We start from the raw sequence: 26,579 nt of genomic DNA, 5'->3' as shown, positions 1-26,579 counted from the left end.
GCGACCCCGGCCGGGCGGCGGTCAGGCGCTCGTCGTGCAGGAAATGTTGCCGGGCACCGCGTTGCTACCGCTCCACGAGCCGGTGAAACCGAATGTGGTGCTGGCGCCCGCGCCGAGGCTGCCGTTGTAGGCGGCGTTGCGGGCGGTCACCAGCGTCCCGCTGGTGCTGACCGTGGCGTTCCACGCCGAGGTGACCTGCTGGCCGTTGGGGAAGGTCCAGCTCACCGACCAGCCGCGGATCGGCGAGCCGCCGTTGGTCACCTGCACGTCGGCCTGGAATCCGCCGCCCCACTGCCCGGTGATCTTGTAGGTCGCCGTGCAGCCCCCGGCCGGGTTCGGCGTGGTCGGCGGGGTGCTGGTCGGCGGCGTGCTGGTGGGCGGGGTGCTGGTGGGCGGGGTGCTGGTCGGCGGCGTCGTGGTCGGCGGGGTGGTGGAGCCGCCGCCGAAGTCGACGTCGCTGCACAGGTAGTACGACTGGTCCAGGTGGCTGGCCTGCCAGATGGTGTAGACGATGTGCCGTCCGCTGCGGCCCGGCGCGTTCGCCGGCACCTGGATCGACACGCCCGACGTCTCCTGGGTCCACTGGCTGGCCGGGGTGTTGCCGATCTGGCCGACCAGTTCCAGGTCGCTCCAGCGCAACGGCGAGGTCAGCGCGTTGAAGCCCTGCTTGGTCACGTAGACCCGGATGTAGTCCGCGCCGTGGCTGGCCTGGTCGAACAGCTTGATCCGGAAGTTGTTGGAGATCGACGTGGTCTTCCAGGCGCCGACCGTGTCGAGCGCGTTGTAGCGGCCGGACTGGGTGCGTCCGCCGCTGCACAGCTGCCCGTCGGGGATGGCCGCCTGGTGGTTGCCGGCGACGCCCTCGCGGAACAGGCCGTTCCAGTTCCACATGGCGTTCGGGTCGGCCTGCCAGGCCTGCCAGCACATCGGGTCCTGGGTGGCCATCGCCGGGTTCTGGAAGTCGCTGCCCCAGCGTTGCCAGCAGCTGTAGTTGCGCGACGCCGGGTCGACCACCGACCCGTGCGCGGAGGCCGGGCCGGCCAGGGTGAGGTTCAGCAGCGCCGCGACGACCGCGCCGACGCTGAGGAGGGCCGCCGCGACGAGCGCACGGCGGCGGTATGGAGTGGACATCGGAGCCTCCGGGTGGAGATGTCGGTCAAACGACGCCCGGACGGAGCGGGAGTTGCCCCTCCCGTGCCGCGTGTGCTGGCTCCCGTAGCGGTTCCGCCCTGGCACCGTGCCACAGGAAAGCGGTATCCGTCAATCTCTGCGGCGGCCCGGCGGCCCGGTGGCCCGGTGGCCCGGTGGCCCGGTGGCCCGGTGGCCCGGTGGCCCGGCGGGCAGGCGGTCACCCGTCCCGGCGCATCGGGGTGTGCGGGATGCCGTCCTCGACGTAGCCCGGGCCGCTGGCCGTGAAGCCGTGGCCGGCGTAGAAGTCGACCAGGTGGGACTGCGCCTCCAGCACGCACGGCCGGTCGCCGACCAGCGCGAGGGCCTCGGTCATCAGCCGGCCGGCCAGGCCGCCGCCGCGGGCCGCCGGGGCGACCACCACCCGGCCGATCCGGGCCACTCCGCCCGGGTCGGCCAGGATCCGCAGGTACGCCACCACCGCCCCGTCCCGGGTCAGCCACAGGTGCCGGGTGCCGGGTTCGACGTCCCGGCCGTCCAGCTCGGGGTACGGGCACGCCTGCTCGACGACGAAGACGTCGATGCGCAGCCGGAGCAGGTCGTGGAAGGTGCGGGCGTCCAGCTCGGCGAAGCTGGCCAGGTGTGACTCGACGGGCATCCCGCGATGTTAGGTCGGCTCCGTCCCCGCACCGCGGGCGGTGCTGGTGGTGGCGCCGGCGGTGGTGGGCGCGGTGCTGGTGGGGGCGGCGGCGGTGGTGGGTGCGGTGCTGGTGGGCGCGGTGCTGGTGGAGGCGGCGGTGTGGTGCCGGCGGAGCAGCGTGACCACGGCGGGGACCGCGACCAGCACGGCGACCGTGGCCGCGACCGGCCACGCGCCCCACTCCGCCAACCGGTCGCTCAGCGCGCCCTGCACCCGGCCGGCCGCGGCGACCACCGGGTCGTCGGCGTCCCGGCCGGCGAAGAGCCGGACCTCGTACCAGCCGTACCAGGCCACGTAGCCGCCGGTGACCATCAGCAGCAGGCCGGCCAGCCGGCCGAGCACCGGTGCCGCCCGTCTGGTGCGCCGGATCAGGGACTCCCGGGCCAGCGCCACCACGAGGGCCGCGGCACCCACCGCCAGCCCCATGCCGAGGGCGTACGCGACGAACAGGCCGGCGCCGGCGGCCGGGCTGCCGGCGCGGAAGCCGGCCACCACCACGGCGAGGAACGGCCCGATCGTGCAGCCGAGCGAGGCCACCGCGTACGCCACGCCGAAGAGCACCATCGACCCGAACCGCGCCTGGACCGCCGGGCCGGTCGCCGGGCGCGGCGTGACCGTCGGCAACTGCCGGCCGGCGAGCAGCCAGCCGCCGGCCAGCACCAGCGCCACGCCGATCAGCACCGACACCCACGGCAGCCGGCGCGCCACCGCGTCCGCCACCGGCCCGGCGAGCAGCCCGAACCCGCCGAAGACCGCCACGAAGCCGAGGGTCATCGCGCCGGTCAGGGCCAACGCCCGGCGCACCGGCGCGAGCGACCCGCGGTCGGCCGCCCGGTCCTCGCCGAGCACCAGCACCGACAGGTACGCGGGCAGCAGCGCGAACCCGCAGGGGTTCACCGCGGCGAGCAGGCCGGCGGCGAGTGCCAGCCCGTACGGTGCGTCGACCATGTCAGGCCAGCTCAGCGACCCGGCGGCGCAGCTCCGCCTGGGACAGGGCCCCGGAGTGCACCACCGTGCCGGTGGAGTCGAGCAGCACGTACCACTCCTGGCTGGTGACGCCGAACCGCCGCCACAGCGTGCCCTCGTCGTCGGCCAGGTTGGGGAACGCGGTGATGCCGGTGTCCCGGGCGAAGCGCCGCATGGCGTCCGCACCGCTGCCCAGCCCGGCCACACCGACCAGGTTGACCCGGTCGGCGTGGTCCCGTCGCACCGCGGCGACGTCGTCGGCGACCCCCCGGCACCGGCTGCACCAGGCCGCCCAGAACCAGAGCACGGCCGGCCGGCCGGCCAGTTCGCGCCCGGCGAACGACCCGCCGTCGACGGTACGGGCGGTGAAGTCGAGCGTGGCGGGAACCGGCGTGGCGTTGCCGGTGCTGCCGGCCGGGCCGGTCGCGGTGGGACCGGTCGCGCCCGTGGCGCCGTTCGTGCCGGTGGCGCCGCTCGTGCCGGCGAGGCCGGTCGGCGCGGCGGCGGCCGGCCCGCCCGACGTCGGGGCGGCGTCGTTCGTGCCGCCGCTGTCCGCGCAGCCGGCGAGGGCGAGGGCGAGGGTGACGGTCAGGGTGAGCGGCAGCTGTGCCGATCTGACTGCGGGCATGCACGGATGCTAGCCAGACCCGCGCCCCACCGACCCTTACCGCCCGCTTACGACAGGCTCGTCCCGCGCCAGGACCGCGCGCCGGTCCCGAGGTTGCCCCTCCGGGAGATCGGTGGGCCGGCGGGCAGGGAGGTCGGTGGCCGGGTGGGGCGGCGGCCCGTAGGCCGGTGGCCCGGCGCTGGAGCCGGCGGTGTCCGGCATCGACGTCTGCCGGTCTCGGCCCGGAAGGGCCCCCAGCTGAAAGCCGATATGCCTCTGGGGCATCTTTATGCCTCAGAGGCATATCGCTCTCAAGAGGGGTGCCCGCTAGATCGGAGGACGTCGGCGGGTGCGCCCGTCCCGCGGTCGCCCCAGGTCAGCACGGCGTGGACGGCAGGCTGGCGGGCCGCGGTCGCCCCAGGTCAGCACGGCGTGGGCGGCTGGCTGGCGGGCCGCGGCCGAGGTGCAGTCCCTGCCGACGGGGGGCGAGGTCCGGTTGTGCCGCCGGGCTGCTGGTGGTGGACAAGGGCATCACCATGGCGCAGTTGCCGGCCCGATGACCGGGGCGAGGCGCGGTCATCTGGGAAGGCACGCGCCGGCCCGTGTGGCGGGGTGGGTCAGGCGGGGCGGGCGCCCACCGCGTCGCGGATCTCGGCGCCCTGCTCGCCCTCGACCGCGCGGGCGCAGTGGGCCGAGCAGAAGAACCGGCCGGAAACTTCGACACCATGGCCGACGATCTTGATCTGGCAGTGCTCGCAGATGGGTGCCATCCGGTGGATGGCGCACTCGAAGGAGTCGAAGGTGTGCGTGGCGCCGTTCACCGTACGCACCTCGAACGCCATCCAGTAGTCGTTGCCGCAGACCTCGCACGTTGCCATCTGAAACCCCCCGAAAACGGACCCGTCATCACAGCGTCCGGCACCGGACACCCGCCGGCAACCGGAACCGGCGAACCTGGTCCGGCTCGACGGCGCGTCGCCCCCGGCGTGTCGCGCGTTAGGCCCGGTGACGGCGCGAAACACCCGGAGGACCCCGTGATCAAGCGCAACAAGCTGTTCGGCACCCAGACCCGGGTCACCTTCTGCCTGCCCCGGGACGCCCCGCCCGGCACCGTGAGCGTGGTCGGCTGCTTCAACGGCTGGGAGCCCGGCCGGCACGAGCTCATCGGCCGCCGGGACGGCACCCGGACGGTGACCATCCGGCTCGGCCCGGGGGAGTACCGGTTCCGCTACCTGGCCACCGGTGGCGTCTGGCTGGACGACGAGTCCGCCGACCACGTCGACGAGCAGGGCGGCACGCTGCGCCTGTGACCCGCCGCCGGTCCCGGAGCCGGTTCCGACGGCCGATCAGATGGCCACCGGGACCGTGTGGCCGGGTCAGCGCTGGCGGGCCTGCCGGACGGCGAGCACGAGCGGCAGCACCGGCACGGCGAGCCAGAACTGTCGCGGCGTGTAGTGGCGCAGCGCGGCGGGGATGTCGACGCCCGCCAGCTCCCGGTCCAGTGCGCCCCGGCGGCTGAGCCGCACCGCGTGCAGCGCGAGCGGCGCGTAGTTGAGGCCCACCAGCGCGAGGTAGGCGCCAAAACCGGCGCGGACCGGGCCGCCGCCGCGCGCCGCCCAGACACCGAGCGCGACGCAGCCCACCAGCCCGGCGACGAACTCCACGAGGATCACCCGTCGCCGGACCGGCGAGCCGGCCGAGCCGTACATGTCCACGGCGGCGAGCCGCCGCAGGTCGAGATCTGGCATGCCGCCATCAGTAGCGTGGCGGGGCAAGGGTGGGCTCAGCCGCCGGTCGGCTCCAGCCGGATGGAGAGCGAGTTCACGCAGTGCCGGATGTCCTTCGGAGTGAAGCCCTCACCCTCGAACACGTGGCCCAGGTGGCTGTCGCAGCGGGCGCAGCGGATCTCGGTGCGCCGCATGCCCAGGGTGTTGTCGGGGATCTCCTTGACCGCCCCCGGGATGGCGTCGTCGAAGCTCGGCCAGCCGCAGTGCGAGTCGAACTTGTCCTGGCTGCGGAACAGCTCCGCGCCGCAGGCCCGGCAGTGGTAGACGCCGGGGGTCTTGGTGTCGACGTACTCGCCGGTCCACGGGGCCTCGGTGCCGGCCTCGCGGAGCACCCGGAACTCCTCGGGGCTCAGCCGGACCCGCCAGTCGTCCTCGGTACGGGGCAGTTCGTTGTCGGAAAGACTCACCGGTCAACCGTACGTCGCGCGTCGGTGCCATCGCATATGGTCGCGCAATGGTCGCCAGCAAGGCAGTCGAGGAGATCGAGGTCGCCGGGCACACCGTGCGGCTGAGCAGCGCGGACCGGGTGATCTTCCCGGAGCGCGGGTTCACCAAGGCGGACGTTTTCCACTACTACCTGTCGGTCGGCGAGGGGATCATGCGAGCCCTCCGCGACCGGCCCACCACGCTGCAACGCTTCCCCGAGGGCATCGAGGGGGAGATGTTCTTCCAGAAGCGGGTGCCCGCCCGCGGCGTACCCCCGTGGGTGGCGACCGCGGAGATCAGCTTCCCCAGCGGCCGGAAGGCCGCCGAGCTCTGCCCGGCCGACCTGGCGCACGTGGCCTGGGCGGCGCAGATGGGCACCGTGGTCTTCCACCCGTGGCCGGTGCGTGCCGCCGACGTCGACCGCCCGGACGAGCTGCGCATCGACCTGGATCCGCAGCCCGGCACCGACTTCACCGACGCGGCCACCGCCGCCGGCGAGCTGCGGGCCCTCCTCGACGAGCTGGGCGCGACCGGCTGGCCGAAGACCTCCGGCGGCCGGGGCGTCCACGTCTACCTGCGGATCCACCCGCGCTGGACGTTCGTCGAGGTACGCCGGGCCACCATCGCCCTGGCCCGGGAGTTGGAGCGCCGCCGCCCAGAGCTGGTCACCACCGCCTGGTGGAAGGAGGAGCGCGGCAGCCGGGTCTTCGTCGACTTCAACCAGATGGCCCGGGACCGCACCATCGCGTGCGCGTACTCGCTGCGGGCCAACGGCCGAGCCACCGTCTCCGCCCCGGTCGACTGGGACGAGCTGCCCGACGTGGACCCGGACGACTTCCACCTGGGCAGCGTGCCGGCCCGGTTCGCCGAGCGCGGTGACCCGCACGCCGGCATCGACGACGCCCCGTGGGACATCAGCCCGCTGCTGGAGTGGGCCGACCGGGACGCCGCCGCCGGGCAGGGCGACCTGCCGTACCCCCCGGAGTATCCGAAGATGCCCGGCGAGCCGAAGCGGGTGCAGCCCTCCAAGGACCGGGACCGACCCCGCGACTGACCGTCGCGCGCCACCACGCGGCCGATAACGATCACGTAACGCGCGCGAACCTTTCCCGGCCCCCGCCCGCTCTTGGAGAGCATCGGCCCGACGGGGCCAGGGGAGGGCCGGATGAGACTGGTGTTGAGGCGGGCCAACGAGGCGCGCGGACTGCTGCTGGCCGCGGTGGCCGCGGCGCTGGTCGCGGTCGCGTTGGTCACGGGGCTCACCGACTACAACCGCCGGGCGGTGGAGGCCGGGCAGCGGGCGCTGCTGAGCAAGGCCTCGCTGGCGGAGCGGAGCATCCTGATGAGCGGCGCCGGCGGCAAGAACGCCGCCGAGCTGGCCGCCCGGGACCAGGCGCTGCGGACCGGATTCGCCACCGGTCTCGGTGGCACCCCGGTCACCGTCACCGGTGCCCGGTACGGCGGTGGTCGGGAACTGACCGGCGACCTCAGCCCGCGGATCCGCACCGACGACGACCCCATCTTCGCCAACCTGGGGAGCCTGGACGACCTGCCCGCGCACGCCGACCTGGTCGACGGCGCCTGGCCCGCCCCGGGGGCGAAACCGCTGCAGGTGACGCTCCCCGAGAAGGTCGCCGGCGCGCTGGGGATGACCGTCGGTGAGCGGGTGCCGGTGCTCGACCGCAGCACCGAGCGGGCCAGCACCATGGTGCTCGTGGGCACCTGGCGACCGCGGGACCCCGCCGAGGCGTACTGGCGGTTGGCGCCGGGCGTGGGCGCGGACAGCGCGGCCGCCTCCGACACCTCGTACGGGCCGTTCGTGCTGGACCCGGCGGACTTCGCCAGCACCTTCCCGGGCTCGGTCTCCGGCTGGTGGGTGGTCGAGCCGGATCTCGCCGCGGCGGCCCGGAACGGCCGGCTGCTCGACGTCCGGCAGGCGCTCGCCCATGCCGTCACCGACGTGCCCGAGGAGGCCGGGCTCGGCTCCTCCGCACAGGTCGTCACGGCGATGGAGGGGTTGCTCAACCGGATCGCCCGGGCGGACCTCGTGGGTCGCTCCTCGTTGGCCACGCCGGTGCTGCTGATCGTGGTCCTCGGCGGGTACGCGCTGGTGCTGGTCGCCGCGCTGCTGCACGAGGACCGGCGGAGCCAGACCGCCCTGCTGCGGGCCCGAGGGGCCGCGCGACGGCAACTGGCGGGCCTCGCCGCCCGCGAGGCGACCCTGGTCGTCCTGCCGGCCGCCGTGCTGGGGCCGCTGCTCGCCGCCGAGACGCTGAGCCGGATGAGCGGCCGTTCGAGCGCCCTGGCGCTCACCGGCGGCAGCCCCACCCTGCTCTGGGTGGCGGCGGCGGCCGCCGCCGCCGGCTGTCTGCTCGCGATGGTCGCCCCGACCCTGCGCGGGGCGGGCACGTACGTGGCCGACCTGGCGGCCCGGTCCCGGCCGAACCGCAGCGCCACCGTGCAGCGGGCCAGCCTCGACCTGGTGCTGGTCGCGTTCGCGGTGCTGGCCTGGACGCAGCTGCGCCAGTACTCCTCGCCGGTGACCGGCGCGGCCGGGCGGCTCGGGGTGGACCCGCTGCTGGTCGCCGCGCCGACCCTGGGCGTGCTGGCCGGTGCGGTGGTGGCGCTCCGGCTGCTCCCGCCCGCGACCCGGTTCGCCGAGCGCTTCGTCGACCGGAAGTTGTGGACCGCCACCATCCTCGGCATGTGGCAGGCGGGCCGCCGGCCGCACGCCGGGCCGGTGCTGCTGCTCGCGCTCGCCGTCGGCGGCAGCACCCTCGCCTGGTCGCTGATCGCCACCGGCGAGCGGTCCCTGGTCGACCAGGCCGACCACACCGTCGGCGCCGACCTGCGGATCACCGAGCGCAACGGGATCGCCCCGATCGGACGGGCCGGGCAGCTCGAGGCGCTGACCGGGGTGGACCGCGTGTCGCCGGCCTGGCGGGACGAGATCCGGGTCGGTCGCGCCGACCTGCCCGCCACGGTGGTGAGCCTCGACGCGGCGACCGCGGCGCAGCTGGTGCGGCTCGACGACCGGCTGACCGACGAGCCGGTGGGGACGCTGTTCGACCGGCAGGTCCGGGCGCGCAACGCGCCGGGCGGGGTCGAGCTGCCCGCCGGCACCAGGGCGATCACCGGCACGGTCCGCACCCCGGTACGCGACAACCTGTCGTCCCGCCCGATCGCCGTGTCGATGCTGGCGACCCGGGCGGACGGGCTGGCCTTCCGGCTGCCGGTCGCGAACACGGACGGCGACGGTCGGCCGACCCGCTTCACCGTGAAACTGCCCGCGTCCGGGGAGCCGCTGCGGCTGGCCGGGTTCGAGGTCGACGGCGGTGACGTGGCCGGCACGGCGTACGGGTTGCAGCTGACCGGCCTGCGGCTGGTCGGCGCCGACGGGACGGCCACGCCGGCGCAGCTCGGCGACGCCTGGGTGGCCACCAACGGCGAACCCACCGGCCGACTGACCGTCTCGGCCACGGCCACCGGGCTCTCGGCCGAGAACGAGGTCACCTTCCTGCCGGGCGGGCGGTTCGCGTACCAGGACTCGTCCCGCTTCGTGGTGGTGCCGGCCGGCGACCAGAAGCCGGTGCCGGCGCTGATGACCCCCCGGGTCCGCGAGGCGCTGAGCCTGCACACCGGCGACACGGTCACCCTGTCGCTGTCCGGGGTGTCGCTGCCGGTCACCGTGGTCGGCGAGGTGGCCGCGGTGCCCTCCACCGCCGGCGACGGGGTGCTGCTGGACCTGCCGGCCGCGGTGGACTGGCTGATCCGGGACCGCGGCACCGTCCGGGCGGTGCAGGAGTGGTGGCTGGGCACCGCCGGTGCCACTCCGGGCACCGTGGCCCGCGCGGCCGCCGACCTGCCCGGGGTCACCGTGCTGGACCGGCAGCAGGTGGCCGAGAGCGCCGACGAGGACCCGTACTGGCAGGGCACCCGGACCGGTCTCCTCGCCGCCGCGATCGGCTCGGTGCTGCTGGCGCTCGTCGGGTTGATCGTCGACGTCTGGGCGACCGCCCGGCACCGGCTCGGGGAGTTCGCCGTGCTGCACACGCTCGGCGCCGCCCCCCGGCTGCTGGCCCGGGCGCTGCTGGCCGAGCAGACCTTCCTGGCCGGCCTGGGGGTCGGGGTCGGGTTGCTGCTGGGCGCGGCGGTGGGCGTGACGATGGCCCCGCTGGTCATCCTCACCCCGTCGGCCAGCCGGCCGGTGCCCGAGGCGGCCTTCGTGCTGCCGTGGACGCCGGTCGGGGTGACCGCTGTCGGCCTGCTGCTGGCGGCGCTGGCCTTCAGTGCGTTCATCGCCCTCGGCATCCGGCAGCGGGTGGCGGCGGCACAGCTGCGGATCGGGGGAGACCGGTGACCGGGTGGAGCGGAGCGACAACCACGAGCGTGGAGGCGGCGAGATGAGCATCGGCGCGATCGCCCGGCGGATCCGGGCGTACGGCGGACAGTTCCTGCTGCTCGCGGCGCTGGCGATGGTCGTCATGATGTTGATCAGCGCGGGACCCCGGCTGATCAACTCGCGCACCGACGAGGGCCTGCGGACACTCATGGCCAGCCAGCCGGCCGAGCGGCGGGACGTGACCTACACGACCCCGGATCCGATCTTCAATGCCGGCAACGGCACCTCGTTGATGGACGCCTTCGAGGCCGACCTGGACCGGAAGCAGAACGAGATGCCGCCGGACGTGCGGCGACTGGTCGCCCAGCGGTGGTTCACCGCGGAGACCGACGCCGGCCGGGTCCGAGGCCCGGACCTGGCGGCGAAGAACCTGCTGGTCGACCTCGGGCTACGGCAGCTGCCCGGGATCGCCGACGCCGGCACCCTGATCGACGGGCACTGGCCCGAGCCGGGGGTGCGGGTCGATCAGCCGATCCAGGTGGCGCTCTCCGCCGAGGTCGCCCGCAAGCTGAACCTGCGGGCCGGCAGCAAGCTGACCCTCACGGTCCCGTCGGATGGCGACGACGAGTCGTCGAAGAAGCTCAAGCCGGTACCGATCGCCGTGGTCGGCGTCTTCGAACCCCGAGACCGTTCGGACGGCATCTGGCAGGGCCTGCCGTCGATCCTGCACGTGGTCGAGCCGCCGGGGGACGCGCAGCCGTTCATCGCGTACGGGGTCGCCGACCGGGCGTCGCTGGACCGCCTCTCCCGCGACGGTTGGGGTCTGCGGTTCGGCTGGCGGTACCGGTTGGTCGCGGACGGCTTCGACGCGCGGGACGTGCCCGGGCTCATCGACAGCTTGCAGCGGATGGGTCAGCGGGCGAAGGGCGTCACTCTCGTCCAGGGCCTCGACATCCCGTTGCGGCAGTTCCTGGTGGAGGTGGCCGCCGCCCGTACGGTCCTCGCGGTGATCGCGGCCGGCGTGCTGGCGACCCTGGCCGGGCTGGTCCTGCTGGCCGCCGGCCTGACCGTCCGCCGGCGCCGGACCGAGCTCACCCTGTTGCGTGCCCGGGGCGGCACGGGCGTCACCGTGGCCCGCCGCAGCCTCGCCGAGTGCCTGCTGGTGATGCTGCCCGCCGCCGCGGTCGGTTGGCTCCTCGGAAACCTGGCGCCCGGAGCGCCGGGGAACAGCGCGGCGCTCGCCGTGGTCGCGGCCGTCCTGGTGACGCTGGTGCTGCCGGTGGCCGCACTCGCCGCGCCGACCGGTGGCGGCGGCCGGCGCGACCTGATCAAGCTGCGCCCCTCGGCGCGCCGGATCACCGCGGAGGCGGCCCTGTTGCTGCTCGCCGTGCTCGCGGTCGTGCTGCTGCGCCGCCGCGGCCTCGTCCCCGGTGAGATCGACCCGCTCCTGGTCTCCGTCCCGGTGCTGCTCGCCGTCGGCGGAGCGGTGCTGGCCGTCCGGCTCTACCCGTGGCCGCTGCGGCTGCTCAGCCGGCTCGCGGCCCGGACCCGGGGCAGCGTCGCCTTCCTGGGCACCGCCCGCGCCGGCCGGGCCGTGGTCACCACCCCGCTGGTGGTCGTGGTGCTGGCCATCGCCACCGCGGCCTTCTGCGCGGTCCTCGCCGGCGGGCTCGAGACGAGCCGGGACGGTGCGGCCAGCCGGCAGGTGCCCGCCGACGCGCTCATCCAGGCCGCGCGGCTGGCCCCGGAGACCGGCGCCGAACTGGAACGGCTGCCCGGGGTGCGGGCGACCGGGCCGGTGGCGCAGGAGGCGGGTCAGCGCCTGGCCAAGGACGCCAAGGGCGGGGACGCCCGGCTCGGCGACGTCACCGTGCTGCTGGTCGACGGGCCGGCCATGGCCCGGGTGGTCCGGGAGTCCGGCGTACCCGTGGACGTGCCCGCCGCGCTGCTCGCCGCCCCCGGCGCGCAGTCCGGCCCGCTGCCCGCGGTGGTCTCCGCGACGGTCGCCGCCGACCTGGCCGATGCCGGTCTGGACGGCAGTGCCTTCGTCGCCGTGCAGGGCCAGCGCTACGAGTTCAGGGTAGCGGAGCGGGCGGACACCTTCCCGATGCTCCGGACGGACAGCCACCGGTTCGTCATCCTGCCCTGGCAGTCGGTGCCCCGGACCGACCACGCCGTCGTACCGACCGGCTTCCTGGTCGCCGGCGACGACCTGGACGTCGCGAAGCTGCGCGCCGTGGGCAACGAGGGCCAGCGCCGCTTCCAGCAGGACGGGGCGGTCGCCGGCGCCGAACCGCCGCGCGAGGCGGAGGTCCGCACCTGGGCGGAGGTCCGCCACCAGGTCGGCGAGGGCAGCGCGAACGCCGTGCTGGTGTTCGGCTTCGCCGCCGGCGCCGCCGGCGGAACGCTGCTGGGCGTGCTGGCGATCGCGTTCGTGGTGCTGGCCGGCGCCCGGGCCCGCGGCCAGGTGCTGTCCCGGCTGCGCACCCTCGGCCTGTCCCGCCGGCAGTGGCGGGCGCTGCTCCTGGTGGAGCTGGGGCCGCTGGTCGGCGTGTCGGTGGTCACCGGCGCGCTGGTCGGCGCGCTTCTGCCGGTGCTGCTCACCCCGGTGCTCGGCCTGTCGGCCTTCACCGGCGGCGCCCCCGTCCGGGTGGCGTTCGATCCCCGCCTCATCGCCGCGATCGTCGTGTTGGGGGCGGTCGCCCTCGGCTTTGCGGTCGCCGTCGAAGCTTTGAACAACCGCCGGATGCGCCTCGGTGAGGTGCTCCGGCTCGGAGAGGAGAGCTGATGACCGCCACCGCACAGAGCCCCGCCGTGCCGGACCTGGCCGCCCTGCAGCGCCGCGCCGCCGAGCGCGCCGCCGAGCGGGCCGGCGGCCAGGACCGGCTGCGCGGGCACATCGTCTGCGACAGCCTGGTCCGTATCTTCAAGACCGAGGGCGTGGAGGTGCTCGCCCTGCAGGGGCTGGACCTGGTCATCGACCGGGGCGAGCTGGTGGCCATCGTGGGCGCCTCCGGGTCCGGCAAGTCCACCCTGCTCAACATCCTCTCCGGGCTCGACACCCCGACCGCGGGCATCGCCCGGGTGGCGGAATACGACCTGCTCAATCTCTCCGCCCGGCGGCGGCTGAGCTACCGGCGGGACGTGGTCGGCTTCGTCTGGCAGCAGACCGGCCGGAACCTGCTGCCCTACCTGACCGCGCTGGAGAACGTGGAGTTGCCGATGCAGCTGGCGGGTCGCGGCGGCGGCCGCCGGGCCCGCCGGGAGCGGGCCCGGCAGCTGCTCGACCTGGTCGGCGTCGGCTACTGCGCCGACCGTCGCCCGGGCCAGATGAGCGGCGGCGAGCAGCAGCGCTGCGCGGTGGCCGTGGCGGTGGCGAACGACCCGGAGGTGCTCTTCGCCGACGAACCGACCGGCGAGCTGGACGAGGCGACCGGCGCCGAGGTGTTCGCCGCGCTGCGCACCATCAACGCCGAGCTGGGCGTCACCATCGTGGTGGTCACCCACGACCACGCCGTGGCGAGCCAGGTCCGGCGGACCGTCGCCATCCGCGACGGCCGGACCGCCTCGGAGGTACGCCGGACCGCCCGGCTGGCCGCCGACGGCAGCACCGAGCTGGTCAGTGAGGAGTACGCGGTGCTCGACCGGACGGGCCGGATGCAGCTCCCGGCGTCCTTCGTGGACGCCCTGTCCCTGCGCGACCGGGTCCGGCTCAACCTGGAACCGGACCATGTCGAGGTGCGACCCGGCGACCGGGCGCACAGCGAGGAGAGTGAGTGATGAGCGAGCAGCTTTTCGCGGCCCCGGCCGTGCGGGTGCCCACCACCGAGGAGGTGGTCCGGGTCGAGGGGGTGAGCCGTACCTTCGGCCGGGGCGAGCACGCGGTGCACGCGGTCCGGGACGTCTCCTTCGTCGCCGGGCGGGGCGAGCTGGTCGCGGTCCGGGGACGCTCCGGCGCCGGCAAGACCACCCTGCTCAACCTGGTCGGCGGGCTGGACCGGCCGGACCACGGCACGATCCGGGTGGCCGGGCACGAGGTGACGGCGGCCGGCGAGCGGGAGCTGCTCGCGTTGCGCCGCGGCACCGTCGGCTTCGTCTTCCAGACCTTCGGCCTGGTGCCGATCCTGTCGGCGGCGGAGAACGTCGGGGTGCCGCTGCGGCTGGCGAAGGTGCCGGCGGCCGAGCGGGAGCAGCGGGTGGCCGTGCTGCTGGAGCTGGTCGGCCTGGGCGGGCACGCCGCGCAGCGCCCGTACGAGCTCTCCGGTGGGCAGCAGCAGCGGGTCGCGGTGGCCCGGGCCCTGGCCAACGAGCCGGACCTGCTGATCGCCGACGAGCCGACCGGCCAGCTCGACTCGGAGACCGGGCGCTCGATCATGGACCTGCTCCGGGCGGTGGTGCACGCCCGCGGGATGACCGCGCTGGTGGCCACCCACGACCCGGCCCTGATCGAGATGGCCGACCGTACCCTCACCATGCGCGACGGCCGCCTGGCCGACGACTGAGCCGGGGCCGGGCCGGGGGAGATCTCAGAGGGTCAACTTCATGCCCTCGTGGCTGGCCACGAAGCCGAGGTTGCGGTAGAAGCGGTGCGCGTCGGCGCGGGACTTGTCGGTGGTGAGCTGCACCAGCGCGCAGCCCCGCGCCCGGGCCCGGTCGATCGCCCAGGTCATCATCTCCCGGCCCAGCCCCTGGCCGCGCAGGTCCGAGCGGACCCGGACCGACTCGATCAGGGACCGCTCGGCGCCGTGCCGGCCCAGCCCCGGGATGTCGGTGATCTGCATGCAGCCGACCAGCTCGCCGTCGCGGTCGACCACCACGAGGTGGTTGCGCGCGTCGGCGGTGATCTCGGCGAACGCCTTCTCGTACGCCGCGTCCACCTCGGTGAAGTCGCGGGCCTTGCCCAGCACGTCGTCCGCGAGCAGGGCGATGACGGCGGGCAGGTCCGCGCGGACCGCCTCCCGGAAGATCACGTCGGTCATGCCGGAAGCCTGGCACAGCGGCGGGCGCCGATGCGCGCCGGCGTTCAGGGCCGGTCCGGCGCCGATGCGCCGGTGCCGGCGGTCAGGGCTGGTCCAGCCAGGTGCGCAGCGCCCACCACCAGTGCAGGGTCTCGCGTACCGGCCAGCGCGGTCCGTCCTCGACCGGCGGCCCGCCGGTGAGGTCCCGCAGCCGGCGCAGCCGGTACCGCACGGTGTTCGGGTGGACGTGCAGGGCGGCGGCCGCCTGGTCCAGCCGCTGCCCGTGGTCCAGCCAGGCGAGCGCGGTCGAGGCCAGCTCCCGGTGGAACTCCTCGGCGGGGTCGAGGCCGGCCAGCAGGACACTCCGCAGCAGCTCGGCCAGGGCCGGCTGGGCGTCCAGCGCGGTCTCCCCGGCCAGGTCGGTGACCAGGTGCACGCCGCGCAGCCGGCGGCGGGCCGCGCTGCGCAGCGCGGCGACGCAGAGCGCGTACATCGCCGGTGCCCGGTCCAGCGGGCGGGCCGGCGCGGCCACCACCAGCACGTCCGGCAGGGCGGCGGTGCTCTCCGGCAGCCGGGGGACGAGGCCGGCGAACCGGCCCTCGACCGGGCCGAGCACCCCGCCGCACCGGGCGAACCGGCGCGCCACGGCGTGCGCCCGCACCGGGTCGAGGCGTTCCGCGACCAGGCAGTGGTAGCGCCCGTCCGGGCGTAGGCCGAACCGGGTCAGCTCGGCGGCCGGTCCATCCGGCGTCGGCTCGCCCGCGGCCGGGCCAAGCGGGGTCGGCTCGTCGGCGGCCGGTCCAAGGGCGGTCGGCTCGCCGGCGGCCGGTCCGGGCGGGGTCGGCTCGCCGGCGGCCGGGCCGAGCAGCAGCCGGCGGAGCAGCCGGGCGCGGGCCGCGCCGCCGCCGGCGGTCAGTTGCCGCTCGGCGGCCCGGTGACCGTCGACCACCGCCCGTTCCACCGCCCCGGCATAGCGGCTGATCGTGAGCAGCCCTTCGACCAGCACGTCGTCCGGTATGCCGGCCGCCCGCCCGTGCCGCACCACCAGCTCCACCGCGCGGTTGCGGCCGGCCTGCACGCCGCGCAGCAGCCCCGCGACCGACACCCCCTGCGCCGCCCGGTCGGCGCCCAGCCGGCGCGCCTCGGCGAAGTCCCGCTCGGCCGGATCGTCCCGGCGTTCCAGCGCGCCGAGCCCGCTGGTGAGCAGGGTGACGACCTGCCGGCGGACCTCTCCCGGGGGGAGCCGGGCCACCTCGGGGGAGTGCTCGCGGGCGGCGCGGACCACCTCCTCGACGGCCAGCGCGTCGCCGGTCAGGTCGCGCAGCAGCGTCGCGAAGGGGCTCGGGCTTCCGGTCCGGGCCATCGCCTCCGCGCCTCCCGTTGTCATCGCGCCGTTGTCATCGCGGCACAACCGGCCCGGCCGGCTGTTGGCGTCCGGCCCCTATCGGGTGCTCGCGGCCGGCTGTTTCCCTGGTTGTTACCGCAAGGTAACACCGCCATCGGCAAAGAGGAACGTCAATCCCCAAACCGGCTCCCAGGAGGCGCCATGACCCCCGCACCGCCGCACCCGTCCCGCCCGCGCGGCCGCCGGGCCGCCCTCGCCGCGCTCGCGGCCCTCGCCCTCGCCGCCCCGGCGGCCCCGGTGGCCGCGGCACCCCGTGTCGCGCAGCTGCCGCAGGCCGCGCAGCCGGCCGCGGCGGCCCTGCAGGAGGTGATGTTCGTGGGCAACAACTGGGACGGCACCGCGGACGTCATCCGCTCCCGCGGCGACTACGCCCGGCTGGGCCGGATCAACGTCGTCCCGGACCGGGCCCAGCGGCTGCGTGAGATCTACCTCAACCCGATCCGGCTGGCATTCTTTCTTGGCATCCGGCAGGGCCCGGGGGAGGGCCACGATCAACTGGTCGACGACATGTACACCACCCCGGACGGGTCCGCGCTGGTGGTGTCCCGGCCCAGTTTCGCCGACGTCGTCGCCATCGACCTGGCCACCGGGGCCCTGCGCTGGCGCTTCCCGGTCTCCGGCTACCGCTCCGACCACATGGCCGTCTCCCCGGACGGCACCCGGGTCGCCGTCTCCGCCTCCACCGGCAACACCGTGCACGTGCTCGACATCCGCACCGGCCAGCAGCTCGGCTCCTTCGCCACCGGCGACAAGCCGCACGAGAACATCTTCACCGACGGCGGCCGGTACGTGTGGAACATGTCCATCGGCGAGGTGAACACCGACCTGGACGCGCCCTGGCTGGACTGGACCAAGGGGGACCGGCGGATCACCATCGCCGACGCCACCACGTTCCAGGTGGTGAAGGTCATCGACATGCGGTCCCGGCTGGACGCCGCCGGCCGGCGGGACCTCTCCGACGCGGTCCGCCCGGCCGTCTTCACCCCGGACGGCAGCAAGCTCTACTTCCAGGTCTCCTTCTTCAACGGCCTCGTCGAGTACGACGTCGCCACCGACCGGATCACCCGCGTCGCCACCCTGCCGAAGAACCCGGCCACCAGCGAGGACCGCACCACCTGGGTGAACGACTCCCGCCACCACGGTCTGTCGGTCAGTCCGGACGGCGGCCGGCTCTGCGTGGCCGGCACCATGGACGACTACGCCACCGTCGTCGACCGCGCCGCCCTGCGGGAGGGCACGTTGGTGCCGGCCAGCAAGCCGTACTGGGCCACGGTCAGCGGGGACGGCCAGGACTGCGTGATCTCCGAGTCCGGTGCCGACCAGGTCACCGCGATCAACTTCGCCACCGGGCAGAAGGTCACCAGCGTGCCGGTCGGCGACCACCCGCAGCGGGTCCGCATCGGCCATCTGCCGGTGGGCTGGACGCCGCCGGCGGCCGGCTGAGCGGCCGGCACGCCGTCACCGGGCGGGGCAGCGCAGCCCCGCCCGGGGCACGGTGAGCGAGATCAGGTACGCGTCCACCGCCTCGGTCACGCAGGCGGTCTGCGGGTACGCGGTGTGCCCCTCGCCCTCCCAGGTGAGCACCCGTCCGACGCCCAGCATCGAGGCCAGCGCGGCGGTCTGCTCGTAGGGCGTGGCCGGGTCGCCGGTGGTGCCCACCACCACGATCGGCGGCGCGCCGACCGCCCGGCCGGTCGGGTACGGGTCCCGCCCGCCGGGCCACTCGACGCAGCCCAGCATCCCCACCGCCAGCGCCGGCCCGAACAGCGGGTACGTCGTCCGCCACTGCGACTGGAGCTGCCGGATCCGCTCGCGGGTCGGCTTCTCCGTCTCGTCGGCGCAGTTCACCGCCATGTTCGCGTCGAACAGGTTGGTGTAGTGCCCGTCCTCCTCGCGGCCCGCGTACGCGTCGGCGAGGGTGAACACCCCGGTCGGGTCGCCGCCCTGCAACGCGTCGATCGCCCGGGCCAGCTCCTGCCAGCCGGTCTCCGTGTAGAGCGAGGAGATCACCGCGTAGAACACCCAACCGGAGGTCGCCTCCCGGCCGTCCCGGCCCCGTGCCGGGGAGACCCGGGCCTTGTCGATGGCGGAGGTGACCGCGCCCCGGGCGTCCGGCGCGATCGGGCACCGGCCGGCGTTCGCCGCGCACCAGCGGGAGAAGTTGTCGAACGCCCGCTCGAAACCCTTCGCCTGGCTCTCCGACCCGGCGATCAGCTGTTGCCGCGGGTCCACCGCCCCGTCGAGCACCAGCGCGCGTACCCGCTGTGGGTAGAGCTGGGCGTAGGTGGCCCCGAGCAGGGTGCCGTACGAGTAGCCGAGGTAGGTCAGCTTGTCGTCGCCGACGGCCGCGCGCACCGCGTCCATGTCCCGCGCCGCCTGCTCCGTGCCGTAGAGCGGGAGCTGGTCGCCGTACTTGGCGCCGCAGCGCTGCCCGACCCGCCGGTTGAGGTCGACGAAGCCGTCGAACGACGCCTGGCTCTCCGGGTCGGGATCGTAGCCGAAGCTGGCGTCCAGGTCGCCGTCGGAGATGCACTTCACGGGACTGGACCGGGCCACCCCGCGCGGGTCGAAGCCGACGATGTCGAACCGGTCGGTCACCGCGGCCGGCAGCCCGCCGAAGCCCGACCCGAACGACAGGTAGACGGCGGTGTCCACCCCGGAGGCGCCGGGACCGCCCGGGTTCACCACCAGCGACCCGATCCGGTCGTGCTGCCGGTTGGAGCGGATCCGGATGAGGGCGATCTCGAAGGTCTCCCCGGCGCCCGGACCGGCCGTCGCGCCGGTGGTCGCCCCGGCGCCCCAGTTGCGGGGTACGGCGATCCGGGCGCACTCGTACCGCATGCCCGCCGCGCCCCGGCCGACCAGCTCGTCGGGCACCTCCGGGCAGGCCCGCCAGGTCGGGGCGGCGCCCGGCGCGGCCGCCGCGCCCTGGCCCTCGGTGCGCGGGGCGATCACCGGCAGCGTGCAGCCGGTGCTGAGCAGCACCACGGCGACCAGCCCGGCCAGCGCGGCCCAGGCCCGGCGCGGCCGGTCGGAGAAGCGGATCACGTGCCAGCCTTCCATGATCGTGTCGACGGCCAGGCTACGCCCGCCCGCCCTCGCCGCCGACGGTCGCCGCCGGGTCGCCGCGCAGCACCTGGTCCACGTCGTAGCGGATCGGGCGCTCGAGCTGCTCGTAGGTGCAGGAACGGGGATCCCGGTCCGGCCGCCAGCGGATGAACTGGGCGGTGTGCCGCAACCGGTCGCCCTCCATGGCGTCATAGCCGACCTCGACCACCAGCGCCGGACGCAGCGGCTCCCACTCCAGGTTCTTGGTGCCGGTCCACCGGCTCACCCCGCCCGGAATGCGCTGGCCCCGCTCGTGGTCGCCGTGCACCCACGGGTGGTCCGCGCCCGCGTCGCGGTAGGGCTCCAGCTCGTCGAGCAGCTCCTTGCGCCGGGCCGCGGTGAACGACGAGCTGACCCCGATGTGGTGCAGCACGCCGGCGTCGTCGTAGAGGCCGAGCAGCAGCGAGCCGACCACCGGGCCGGACTTGTGCCAGCGGAAGCCGGCCACCACGGCGTCGGCGGTGCGGGCGTGCTTGACCTTGAACATCAGCCGCTTGCCCGGCTCGTACGGCAGGTCGGCCGGCTTGACGATCAAACCGTCCAGCCCGGCGCCCTCGAACACGTCGAACCAGCGCCGGGCGGTATCCGGATCGGTGGTGACCTGCGTGACGTGCACCGGCGGGCGGACCTTGGCGAGCGCCTTCTCCAGCGCCGCCCGGCGCTCCGGATAGGGCCGGTCGGTCAGCAGCTCGTCGTCGAGGGCCAGCAGGTCGAAGGCGACGAAGTCGGCCGGGGTGGTCTCGGCGAGCAGCTTCACCCGGGAGGCGGCCGGGTGGATCCGCTGCGCGAGCAGCTCGAAGTCGAGTCGCGGCTGGCCGCCCGGCCCGTCGCGGCGGATCACGATCAGCTCGCCGTCGACCGCGCACCGCGCCGGGAGCTGGCGGCGCGCCTGCTCGACCACCTCCGGGAAGTAGCGCGTCATCGTCTTGCCGCCCCGGCTGGCCAGCTCGACCTCGTCGCCGTCCCGGAAGACGATGCAGCGGAAGCCGTCCCACTTCGGCTCGTACGTCATCCCGGGGCCGGTGGGCAGCTGGGGCACGCTCTTGGCCAGCATCGGCTCGACCGGCGGGTTGATCGGCAGGTCCACGGCGACAGTCAATCAGACCCCACCGACGGCCGTGAGGCAGATCACCGCCCGCTCGCGGCGACGTGTCCCGCTCGGGGCGCCTTCGTCACCCCCGCCCGGATGATGAAACCGCAGGTCAGGGCTACCGTTCGCGGCGTGCCGGAGTGGAGCTGCGGGTGTTGCGGACGCTGGCGGGTCAGCGTCGAACTGGTCCGCGGGCGGTACCGCTACCGGCTGGTGCACCGCTACCGCGCCGAGTTCGGTGGCGGCGCCAACGTGATCGGCGAGGTCGCCTCGGTCACCGAGCTGGAGGAGCTGTTGCGCCGGCACGCCCCGGTCGGCCTGGCCGACCTCCACGAGGCCGCCTGACCCCGGCCCTCCCTGGCTGCCCTGGCCGTGCTGGCTGCCCTGGTCGTGCTGGCTGCCCTGGTCGTGCTGGCTAGCTGGCCGTGGCTGGCTGCCCTGGCCGTGCTGGCTGCGCCGGCTAGCCTGGCCGTGCTGGCTGCCCTGGTTGCGCCGGATCACTTCCCGTCGATGCCGGCTAGCCTGGTTGGGACATCCGCCGGGGAGGGGAGCGAGATGCGCTTCGCGGAGACCGTCGAGATCAGCGCCGACCTGGACCGGGTCTGGGCCGTGCAGATCGACGTGGCACGCTGGCCGGAGTGGACCCCGTCGGTCCGCTCCGCCCGCCGGCTGGAGCCGGGGCCGTTCACGATCGGTTCCTCGGCCCGGCTGACGCAGCCCGGGTTGCGGCCCGCCGTGTGGCGGGTCACCGAGATCGACCCGCCGCGCGCCTTCGTCTGGGAGTCGAGCAGCCCGGGCGTGCGCAGCCGCGGCGAGCACCGGCTGCTGCCGCTGCCGGACGGGCGGGTCCGGGCCGAGTTGGTCATGGTGCAGAGCGGGCCGCTGGCGGGCCTGGTGGGGCTGCTGGCCGGCCGGACCATCCGCCGCTTCCTGCGGCAGGAGGCGGACGGGCTCAAGCGCCGCTGCGAGCAGGGCTGACGGGCCGCGGCCGCGGAGCCCGCACCGAGACCGAGCGGACGAGGCAGCCCGTCGGTCGCCGGGCCCCCGGTTCGGCGACCGGGTCCCGGTCGGTTGGCGGCCAGCCTCCGGACGTCGTGCGAACGGTCCAGGCTGCGCCCTCGCTACGGTGAGTAACCTGGATCGCCGGGCCCAGGACTTTTCAGCGATATGCCTCTGAGGCATGTTTATGCCTGAGAGGCATATCGCGTTGAAGTGATGGGTCGGGTCGGCACCGACCGCCGCCGGGACGTCCGCGGTTCGCATCGGTGGCGGAGGAAACGGGATGGGCCGAAGCCCAAGCCCAAGCCGAAGCTGAAGAAGCTCCGGTTGCCGCCGTAAGTACCGAAGCGCAAGCGGAGTCGGCGCCGGTCGCGGATTCCACGGTGGACGGTTCGTCGGCCCCCGCCCCTTGGCCCCTCGGCCCCTCGGTCGCCACCGCGTGGTTGACCAGTGCCGACTCGGGGCGGCAGCAGCCTCGTGAGAGTGACCTTGGCCCAGTGACCATCCGGTGGTGGGTCAGGCGCGCGGGCCGGTCGTGTCGAGCAGCTTCTCCAGCACGGCCAGGCGGTTGCCGTTCTCGTCCAGCCGGTGGGAGACCACCCGGTAGCCGCGCCGGGCGTACAAGCTCAGGTTCTGCTCGCTCTGCGCGCCGGTGAAGAGCGCGAACCGGGCCACCCGGCCGGCGCAGGCGTCCTCCACGGCGGCGAGCAGCCGGCCGCCGACCCCGCGGCCCTGCTGGTCGGGGGCGACGGCGAGTCGGCCCACGTGCGCGGTGTCCCCGTCGACGCGGGCGCGTACCGAGCCGACGAGGCGGGCGCCATGCCGGGCGGCCAGCACGATGGTCGGGCCGGCCAGGGCGGCGCGGACCTCGTCAAGGGTCTCGGTCAGCGGGGGCAGGAACGGGTCGGCGTAGCGCTGCGCCTCCACCAGGTAGGCGGCGCGCTGCACGGTGAGGATCTCGCCGGCGTCCGCGACGCCGGCCGGGGTGATGGTCACCTGATCGGTCACCGGGCAAGCCCACCACAACCCGCCCGGCCGGCCTCGGGCGGGCCACCCGCACGGCCGTACGCTGGCGGTGTCCGCGCGTGAGGAGGTCGCCGTGCCCGAGCTGACGTACCCGGAGGTCGGGGCGACCCGCGACGGGCGGCTGCCGGCCGGCTACCACCACCTGCGGCACCGGGTCCGGTTGCCGGACGGCTGCTTCCCGGCGGCGGCGGACGCGGTGCTCGGCTGGCGGCTGCACCGGGCGGCCGGGGTGGTGATGCGCACCGCGGCGCCCCGCGCGGAGGCCGGGGTGCGGGTCACGCCGGGGCTCGGCGTGGGGCCGGTGCGGATCTGGGGCCCGACCCAGGTGGTCTGGGCCGTGGACGGGCCGGACCGGGCCGGATTCGGCTACGGCACGCTGCCCGGCCACCCGGAGACGGGTGAGGAGGCGTTCCTGGTGCTCCGCGAGGCCGGCGGGGTGTTTTTCGAGGTGACCGCCTTCAGCCGCCCGGCGCGGTGGTACGTGCGGGCGGCCGGTCCGGCCAACCGGGCCGTGCAGCACGCGTACGCCTGGTGGCTGGGGCGCACGCTGCGCCGGCTCTGCGCGGCCGGTGGCGGGCCGACGGCTCAGTAGCGGGCGAACGAGCGGATGGTGGCCCGGGGACCGTACCTGGGCGCCTGGATGCCGGCGGCCTCCAGCAGCAGGCAGACCCGGCCGCGGTGGCCGCGGAACGGGTCCAGCAGCGCCAGCATCCGGGCGTCGTCGCCGCGCGGTTCGCCGGCGAGCGCCCAGGCCACCGTATTCGGCACGTGGTAGTCCCCGACGCTGACCGCGTCCGGGTCCCCGTACGCGATCCGGACCACCTCGGCGGCGGTCCACGCCCCGATGCCGGGGATGGCGGTGAGCCGGCGGGTGGCCTCGGTGCTGTCCGCGCAGCGTTCCAGCCGGTCCGCGACGGCGGCCGCGCGGCGCAGCGTGTCGGCGCGGCGCTGCTCCACGCCGAACGGATGGAACACCCAGTACGGGGTGGCCGCCACGGCCGCGGCGGTCGGCGGCAGCAGCAGCGGTTGCAGCGGTCCGGGCGCCGGCTCCCCGAAGTGCCGGACCGTCGCCGCGTACGCCCGGTAGGCCTCCTTGCCGGTGACCTTCTGCTCGAACACGGCCCGCAGCACCCGGGGGAAGACCAGCCCGGTGGCCGGCATCCGCAGCCCGTGGTGCTCCCGGGCCAGCCGGTGCACCAGCGGGTGGGCCGCCGCCAGCTCGGCGAACCCGGTCAGGTCGTCGCGCAGCCCGGCGACCGCGTCGGCCCGGTCGACCACCCACCCGGCGCCCGGCCCGTACCCCTCGGCGACCAGTTCGCCGGCGGCCGGTCGCAGCGCCAGGGTGGCCGGCCCGGCGGGGGTGCGGGTGGCCCACCAGAACGTGCCGGCGGCGATCCGCGCGCACGGGTCGTACGGGCTGAAGGTGAGCCCGCGCACCGACGCGGCCAGCCGGTAGCCGGCCGGGGGGCGCAGCGTCCGGCGGGCGGCGGGGTCGGTCACCCCGTCACTCTGCCACGCCGGCGGTTGCCGGCCGCGCCCTCCCCGGCTGCGACCGGCCACCGCGTCCGGGTGCGGAGCTCAGTACGAGTAGTTCGAGCCGCCGCCCGACGAGGTGCCCGACGCGGGCGGAGCGACCGCCTTCGGGGTGCCCTTGGGCAGGCAGGTCAGGTTCTTCTTACCGTTCGGGTCGACCACGAACCAGGTGCCGCCGACGCCCTGGCCCTTCCACTGGCCGGGCTTCTTGTCGCCGATGTAGCGGTAGACCGGCCAGCCCCCGATGGTGATCTGCCGCGTCCCGTCCTGGCGGGTTACCGTGCCGACCTTGTCGTCTGAGACCCCCTGGAGCCGGGGGTTGCCGTCGGTCAGCGCGGGCGGCCAGACCTGGGCGCACTTGTCTACGCAGTTGGACTGGGGCGGGTCGGCGGAGTCCTTGTCGAAGCGGTAGAGGACCCAGCCGTCCTGGTCGGTCACCACCTTGCCCATCCGGGGCAGCTTCTTGCCGACCAGCTGGTCGGTGAGCTGCACGTCACCGGCGGGTGCGGCCGCCTTGTCGGTGGCGGGGGCGCCCGGGGTCGCGGCGGCCTCCGGTTCGGCGTCCCCGGTGGGCTCGGCCGCGGCGACGGCGACCGGCTCGGCCGCGCCCGTGTTCGCCCCGTTGTAGCCCGCCGGGGCGCAGGCCGTTAGTGCGATCATCGCGCCCGCCACGATGACGGTCGTCCGCTTCACGTGTGCCACGTGCCCTCCTCATGCTTGGCAGTTCACCGGGTAGTACGGGCGGCGCGCTGTCAAGGTTGAAGAGCAAAGGGTGCTCCATTTCACAGTGGATCCGTTGAACCGTTCCGGCCGGCGGCGCGTGCTGGCACGCATCGGGGCCACGCCGCCCCGGCTACGCCGTCCCGGCCACGCCGTCCCGGGCAGGCCGCTCCGGGCAGGCCGCCCCGGCCTCGCCGCGCCGGCCTCGCCGCCCCGGGCACGCCGAAGCGGCGCCGGGGCGGTGTCGCTGCCCGGCGCCGGCATCCGGCGGTCAGAGATCGGCGATCGTCACCAGCGGGGTCGCCACGCCGTTGACGTCGACCGACTGCACCTGGATCTTCGCGATGTCGTCCCGGCCGGCCGAGGTCGACGCGCTCAGTTGCAGGGCCGGCTGGTTGGTGCTCGTGCCGTAGCCGCCCCCCGGCACCGACCAGGTGGAGAGAGCCTCACTGGTGTTGTTCTTCCGGACCACCACCAGCCGGCAGGTGCGCGGCCCGGGCAGCCGGGTGAGCTGGAAGTCGATCCGGGTGCCGAACTCCCGCTCGGTCAGCCACATGGTGGTGGTCACGCCGGTGCTCGGGTCGACCGCGTTGTGCTTCTCGCCGTCCTGCTCGTTGCCGCCCACGTTCGGGTCGTTCGGATCGGCCGGCACGCTGCTCGGCGGGGTCACCGCGACCGTCGCCGTCGGCTCCGCCAGCGGCGCCCCGGAACCGTTGTCGCCGAGGATGCCGGCGAAGCCGATCCCGGTCAGGCCGCCGACCACCACCACGGCCGCCGCCGCCACCAGGAGCTGCCGCATCCGGTTGCGCCGGCGGTCCAGTCGCACCGCGTGCAGCGTGCGGTCCAGCAGGGCCGGGTCGGTGTGGGTCTGCTCCAGCGCGGCCATGCTCTCGCCGTCGATGCCGGCGAGCAGCCCCACCACCGGGACCATCGTCTCCAACTCCGCCGCGCACGCCCAGCAGCCGGCGAGGTGCTCCTCGAACCGCTCCGCGTCCTGCGGGTCCAGCACGCCGAGCGCGTACGCCGCGACGTCCATGTGGTCAGCCCGGCTCATTCCGTCACCCCCCTCTCCTGCAGAGCCGTGCGCAGCGCGCGCAGCGCGTAGTAGACCCGCGACTTCGCGGTGCCGAGCGGCAGGCCCAGCTCCTCCGCGGCCTCGGGCACGGTGCGCCCCCGGAAGTACGTGGCCACCAGGATCTCCCGGTGCGACTGGCTCAGCGTACGCAGCGCGTCCGCCACCGTCATGGTGCGCAGCACCCGGTCGGTGCTGTCCGCCTCGGCGAACGCGGTCAGGTCCCGGTCGTACGTCTCGGCCGGCCGGGCCTGCTCGCTGCGGTGCTCGTCGATGGCGATCCGGCGGGCCACCGTGACCAGCCACGGGCGCAGCGAACCCTGACCCTGGATGCCCAGCCGGTGCGCGTTGCGCCAGGCACGCAGCAGGGTCTCCTGCACGATGTCCTCGGCGCGCTGCCGGTCCCCGCCGGTCAGCCGCATCACGAACATCAGCAGCGGCCCGGCGTGCTCGGCGTACAACAGCCGGATCAGCTGATCGGAATGGGTTGCCTCGGTGGAGGTCGCCTGGTGGCGCCCGGGCGCCGGTCGCGGCGTCACCGGGTCATTCTGGCGATCCGCGGGCCGCGCGTCGACCCCCCGGCCGGACCTCGACGCGCGCGACTGGGGCTGCGCCCGGGCGAACATCCACTGGGGCGTCGCCACGTCGCCGTGCCATCCGGCCGCCACCGCATGCATGCAGACCTCCGGTGTCCACTGACCTCAGCCGGCCC

Annotated in this window: 26 protein-coding genes; 10 read left to right on the top strand and 16 right to left on the bottom strand. The window is 75.0% G+C overall.

Annotation, left to right across the window (positions count from 1 at the left end):
- Positions 1–21: 21 nt before the first annotated feature.
- The 5 genes from LQ51_RS13510 to LQ51_RS13490 form a co-directional block, all read right to left on the bottom strand.
- A complete protein-coding gene (locus LQ51_RS13510; protein WP_046565743.1) occupies positions 22–1,131 on the bottom strand; it encodes a lytic polysaccharide monooxygenase auxiliary activity family 9 protein in 1,110 nt (369 codons plus the stop codon).
- A gap of 217 nt (positions 1,132–1,348) precedes the next feature.
- The gene (locus tag LQ51_RS13505) at positions 1,349–1,786 is read right to left on the bottom strand and encodes a GNAT family N-acetyltransferase (protein WP_046565741.1); all 438 of its coding nucleotides are present in this window, start codon (positions 1,784–1,786) and stop codon (positions 1,349–1,351) included.
- Between the two features lie 9 nt (positions 1,787–1,795).
- Positions 1,796–2,776, bottom strand: coding sequence for a cytochrome c biogenesis CcdA family protein (locus tag LQ51_RS13500; protein ID WP_046565739.1), 981 nt, complete (start codon positions 2,774–2,776; stop codon positions 1,796–1,798).
- Position 2,777: 1 nt separating this feature from the next.
- The gene (locus LQ51_RS13495; protein ID WP_046565737.1) at positions 2,778–3,422 is read right to left on the bottom strand and encodes a redoxin domain-containing protein; all 645 of its coding nucleotides are present in this window, start codon (positions 3,420–3,422) and stop codon (positions 2,778–2,780) included.
- A gap of 596 nt (positions 3,423–4,018) precedes the next feature.
- Positions 4,019–4,279: a hypothetical protein gene (locus LQ51_RS13490; protein WP_046565734.1), complete on the bottom strand. Its 261-nt coding sequence runs from the start codon at positions 4,277–4,279 to the stop codon at positions 4,019–4,021.
- A gap of 156 nt (positions 4,280–4,435) precedes the next feature.
- Here LQ51_RS13490 and LQ51_RS13485 point away from each other — a divergent pair, with 156 nt between their 5' ends.
- A complete protein-coding gene (locus LQ51_RS13485; RefSeq protein ID WP_046565732.1) occupies positions 4,436–4,711 on the top strand; it encodes an isoamylase early set domain-containing protein in 276 nt (91 codons plus the stop codon).
- Positions 4,712–4,777: 66 nt separating this feature from the next.
- On the opposite strand, the gene LQ51_RS31255 is transcribed toward LQ51_RS13485, so the two are convergent.
- Together LQ51_RS31255 and msrB are read right to left on the bottom strand one after the other, a co-directional pair.
- Positions 4,778–5,149 carry a hypothetical protein gene (locus LQ51_RS31255; RefSeq protein ID WP_052744868.1) on the bottom strand — a complete coding sequence of 124 codons (372 nt, stop codon included), beginning with the start codon at positions 5,147–5,149 and terminating at the stop codon, positions 4,778–4,780.
- A 35-nt stretch (positions 5,150–5,184) separates the two neighbouring features.
- On the bottom strand, positions 5,185–5,595 hold the full coding sequence (gene msrB / locus LQ51_RS13475) for a peptide-methionine (R)-S-oxide reductase MsrB (protein WP_046565728.1): 411 nt from the start codon (positions 5,593–5,595) through the stop codon (positions 5,185–5,187).
- A 47-nt stretch (positions 5,596–5,642) separates the two neighbouring features.
- On the opposite strand from msrB, the gene ligD reads away from it, so the two are divergent.
- From ligD to LQ51_RS13450, 5 genes are all read left to right on the top strand, one after another.
- Complete coding sequence (ligD, locus tag LQ51_RS13470; protein WP_046565727.1) at positions 5,643–6,668, top strand: non-homologous end-joining DNA ligase; 1,026 nt, start codon at positions 5,643–5,645, stop codon at positions 6,666–6,668.
- Positions 6,669–6,779: 111 nt separating this feature from the next.
- Positions 6,780–9,974, top strand: a complete 3,195-nt coding sequence (locus tag LQ51_RS13465; protein WP_046565725.1) for an FtsX-like permease family protein — start codon at positions 6,780–6,782, stop codon at positions 9,972–9,974.
- 43 nt (positions 9,975–10,017) lie between these two features.
- Positions 10,018–12,744: an ABC transporter permease gene (locus tag LQ51_RS13460; protein ID WP_046565804.1), complete on the top strand. Its 2,727-nt coding sequence runs from the start codon at positions 10,018–10,020 to the stop codon at positions 12,742–12,744.
- The gene (locus LQ51_RS13455; protein WP_046565722.1) at positions 12,744–13,736 is read left to right on the top strand and encodes an ABC transporter ATP-binding protein; all 993 of its coding nucleotides are present in this window, start codon (positions 12,744–12,746) and stop codon (positions 13,734–13,736) included. The genes LQ51_RS13460 and LQ51_RS13455 overlap by 1 nt, the downstream gene beginning before the upstream one ends.
- Positions 13,736–14,458, top strand: coding sequence for an ABC transporter ATP-binding protein (locus LQ51_RS13450; RefSeq protein ID WP_046565721.1), 723 nt, complete (start codon positions 13,736–13,738; stop codon positions 14,456–14,458). Before LQ51_RS13455 ends, LQ51_RS13450 begins: the two co-directional genes overlap by 1 nt.
- Before the next feature lie 24 nt (positions 14,459–14,482).
- Here LQ51_RS13450 and LQ51_RS13445 read toward each other — a convergent pair whose 3' ends face one another.
- Positions 14,483–14,935 (bottom strand): GNAT family N-acetyltransferase, encoded by a 453-nt coding sequence (locus LQ51_RS13445; RefSeq protein WP_046565718.1) that lies wholly within the window; start codon positions 14,933–14,935, stop codon positions 14,483–14,485.
- 82 nt (positions 14,936–15,017) lie between these two features.
- A complete protein-coding gene (locus tag LQ51_RS13440) occupies positions 15,018–16,301 on the bottom strand; it encodes a helix-turn-helix domain-containing protein (RefSeq protein ID WP_231605735.1) in 1,284 nt (427 codons plus the stop codon).
- 159 nt (positions 16,302–16,460) lie between these two features.
- Between LQ51_RS13440 and LQ51_RS13435 the strand changes: the two genes are divergently transcribed.
- Positions 16,461–17,762: a YncE family protein gene (locus tag LQ51_RS13435; RefSeq protein WP_046565716.1), complete on the top strand. Its 1,302-nt coding sequence runs from the start codon at positions 16,461–16,463 to the stop codon at positions 17,760–17,762.
- 15 nt (positions 17,763–17,777) lie between these two features.
- Here the strand turns inward: LQ51_RS13435 and LQ51_RS13430 are convergent, their stop codons facing one another.
- Both LQ51_RS13430 and LQ51_RS13425 read right to left on the bottom strand, forming a co-directional pair.
- Entirely contained in the window at positions 17,778–19,382 is a 1,605-nt protein-coding gene (locus LQ51_RS13430) for an alpha/beta hydrolase (RefSeq protein ID WP_082159411.1), read from the bottom strand.
- A gap of 19 nt (positions 19,383–19,401) precedes the next feature.
- Positions 19,402–20,514 (bottom strand): ATP-dependent DNA ligase, encoded by a 1,113-nt coding sequence (locus LQ51_RS13425; RefSeq protein ID WP_046565714.1) that lies wholly within the window; start codon positions 20,512–20,514, stop codon positions 19,402–19,404.
- 135 nt (positions 20,515–20,649) lie between these two features.
- Here LQ51_RS13425 and LQ51_RS13420 point away from each other — a divergent pair, with 135 nt between their 5' ends.
- Positions 20,650–20,862, top strand: coding sequence for a hypothetical protein (locus LQ51_RS13420; protein WP_046565712.1), 213 nt, complete (start codon positions 20,650–20,652; stop codon positions 20,860–20,862).
- Between the two features lie 210 nt (positions 20,863–21,072).
- Positions 21,073–21,495: an SRPBCC family protein gene (locus LQ51_RS13415; protein ID WP_046565710.1), complete on the top strand. Its 423-nt coding sequence runs from the start codon at positions 21,073–21,075 to the stop codon at positions 21,493–21,495.
- 537 nt (positions 21,496–22,032) lie between these two features.
- Here the strand turns inward: LQ51_RS13415 and LQ51_RS13410 are convergent.
- Entirely contained in the window at positions 22,033–22,524 is a 492-nt protein-coding gene (locus LQ51_RS13410) for a GNAT family N-acetyltransferase (RefSeq protein ID WP_046565709.1), read from the bottom strand.
- Positions 22,525–22,591: 67 nt separating this feature from the next.
- On the opposite strand from LQ51_RS13410, the gene LQ51_RS13405 reads away from it, so the two are divergent.
- Positions 22,592–23,134 carry a DUF1990 family protein gene (locus LQ51_RS13405; protein WP_231605734.1) on the top strand — a complete coding sequence of 181 codons (543 nt, stop codon included), beginning with the start codon at positions 22,592–22,594 and terminating at the stop codon, positions 23,132–23,134.
- Here LQ51_RS13405 and LQ51_RS13400 read toward each other — a convergent pair.
- The 4 genes from LQ51_RS13400 to LQ51_RS13385 all read right to left on the bottom strand — a co-directional run bounded on the left by LQ51_RS13400 (position 23,128) and on the right by LQ51_RS13385 (position 26,544).
- Positions 23,128–24,042, bottom strand: coding sequence for a DNA-3-methyladenine glycosylase family protein (locus LQ51_RS13400; RefSeq protein WP_046565707.1), 915 nt, complete (start codon positions 24,040–24,042; stop codon positions 23,128–23,130). The two genes, LQ51_RS13405 and LQ51_RS13400, sit on opposite strands and share 7 nt — an antisense overlap.
- Positions 24,043–24,120: 78 nt before the next feature.
- Positions 24,121–24,777 carry a lipoprotein gene (locus LQ51_RS13395; protein WP_046565705.1) on the bottom strand — a complete coding sequence of 219 codons (657 nt, stop codon included), beginning with the start codon at positions 24,775–24,777 and terminating at the stop codon, positions 24,121–24,123.
- 289 nt (positions 24,778–25,066) lie between these two features.
- Positions 25,067–25,849 (bottom strand): anti-sigma factor family protein, encoded by a 783-nt coding sequence (locus LQ51_RS13390; RefSeq protein WP_046565704.1) that lies wholly within the window; start codon positions 25,847–25,849, stop codon positions 25,067–25,069.
- Positions 25,846–26,544 carry a sigma-70 family RNA polymerase sigma factor gene (locus LQ51_RS13385; RefSeq protein WP_046565702.1) on the bottom strand — a complete coding sequence of 233 codons (699 nt, stop codon included), beginning with the start codon at positions 26,542–26,544 and terminating at the stop codon, positions 25,846–25,848. Before LQ51_RS13385 ends, LQ51_RS13390 begins: the two co-directional genes overlap by 4 nt.
- Positions 26,545–26,579: the final 35 nt, after the last annotated feature.

Source organism: Micromonospora sp. HK10 (genome assembly GCF_000982955.1).
Lineage (GTDB): Bacteria > Actinomycetota > Actinomycetes > Mycobacteriales > Micromonosporaceae > Micromonospora.
The sequence above is the reverse complement of the archived record's forward strand: the minus strand, read 5'-3'. Positions and strand labels throughout refer to the sequence as shown.

Excerpts from the sequence above, each read along its gene's own strand:
- LQ51_RS13510 (WP_046565743.1), bottom strand. The coding sequence starts at position 1,131 with ATGTCCACTCCATACCGCCGCCGTGCGCTCGTCGCGGCGGCCCTCCTC.
- LQ51_RS13505 (WP_046565741.1), bottom strand. The coding sequence starts at position 1,786 with ATGCCCGTCGAGTCACACCTGGCCAGCTTCGCCGAGCTGGACGCCCGC.
- LQ51_RS13500 (WP_046565739.1), bottom strand. The coding sequence starts at position 2,776 with ATGGTCGACGCACCGTACGGGCTGGCACTCGCCGCCGGCCTGCTCGCC.
- LQ51_RS13495 (WP_046565737.1), bottom strand. The coding sequence starts at position 3,422 with ATGCCCGCAGTCAGATCGGCACAGCTGCCGCTCACCCTGACCGTCACC.
- LQ51_RS13490 (WP_046565734.1), bottom strand. The coding sequence starts at position 4,279 with ATGGCAACGTGCGAGGTCTGCGGCAACGACTACTGGATGGCGTTCGAG.
- LQ51_RS31255 (WP_052744868.1), bottom strand. The coding sequence starts at position 5,149 with ATGCCAGATCTCGACCTGCGGCGGCTCGCCGCCGTGGACATGTACGGC.
- ligD (WP_046565727.1), top strand. The coding sequence starts at position 5,643 with ATGGTCGCCAGCAAGGCAGTCGAGGAGATCGAGGTCGCCGGGCACACC.
- LQ51_RS13465 (WP_046565725.1), top strand. The coding sequence starts at position 6,780 with ATGAGACTGGTGTTGAGGCGGGCCAACGAGGCGCGCGGACTGCTGCTG.
- LQ51_RS13460 (WP_046565804.1), top strand. The coding sequence starts at position 10,018 with ATGAGCATCGGCGCGATCGCCCGGCGGATCCGGGCGTACGGCGGACAG.
- LQ51_RS13455 (WP_046565722.1), top strand. The coding sequence starts at position 12,744 with ATGACCGCCACCGCACAGAGCCCCGCCGTGCCGGACCTGGCCGCCCTG.
- LQ51_RS13450 (WP_046565721.1), top strand. The coding sequence starts at position 13,736 with ATGAGCGAGCAGCTTTTCGCGGCCCCGGCCGTGCGGGTGCCCACCACC.
- LQ51_RS13445 (WP_046565718.1), bottom strand. The coding sequence starts at position 14,935 with ATGACCGACGTGATCTTCCGGGAGGCGGTCCGCGCGGACCTGCCCGCC.
- LQ51_RS13440 (WP_231605735.1), bottom strand. The coding sequence starts at position 16,301 with ATGACAACGGGAGGCGCGGAGGCGATGGCCCGGACCGGAAGCCCGAGC.
- LQ51_RS13435 (WP_046565716.1), top strand. The coding sequence starts at position 16,461 with ATGACCCCCGCACCGCCGCACCCGTCCCGCCCGCGCGGCCGCCGGGCC.
- LQ51_RS13430 (WP_082159411.1), bottom strand. The coding sequence starts at position 19,382 with ATGGAAGGCTGGCACGTGATCCGCTTCTCCGACCGGCCGCGCCGGGCC.
- LQ51_RS13415 (WP_046565710.1), top strand. The coding sequence starts at position 21,073 with ATGCGCTTCGCGGAGACCGTCGAGATCAGCGCCGACCTGGACCGGGTC.
- LQ51_RS13390 (WP_046565704.1), bottom strand. The coding sequence starts at position 25,849 with ATGAGCCGGGCTGACCACATGGACGTCGCGGCGTACGCGCTCGGCGTG.
- LQ51_RS13385 (WP_046565702.1), bottom strand. The coding sequence starts at position 26,544 with ATGCATGCGGTGGCGGCCGGATGGCACGGCGACGTGGCGACGCCCCAG.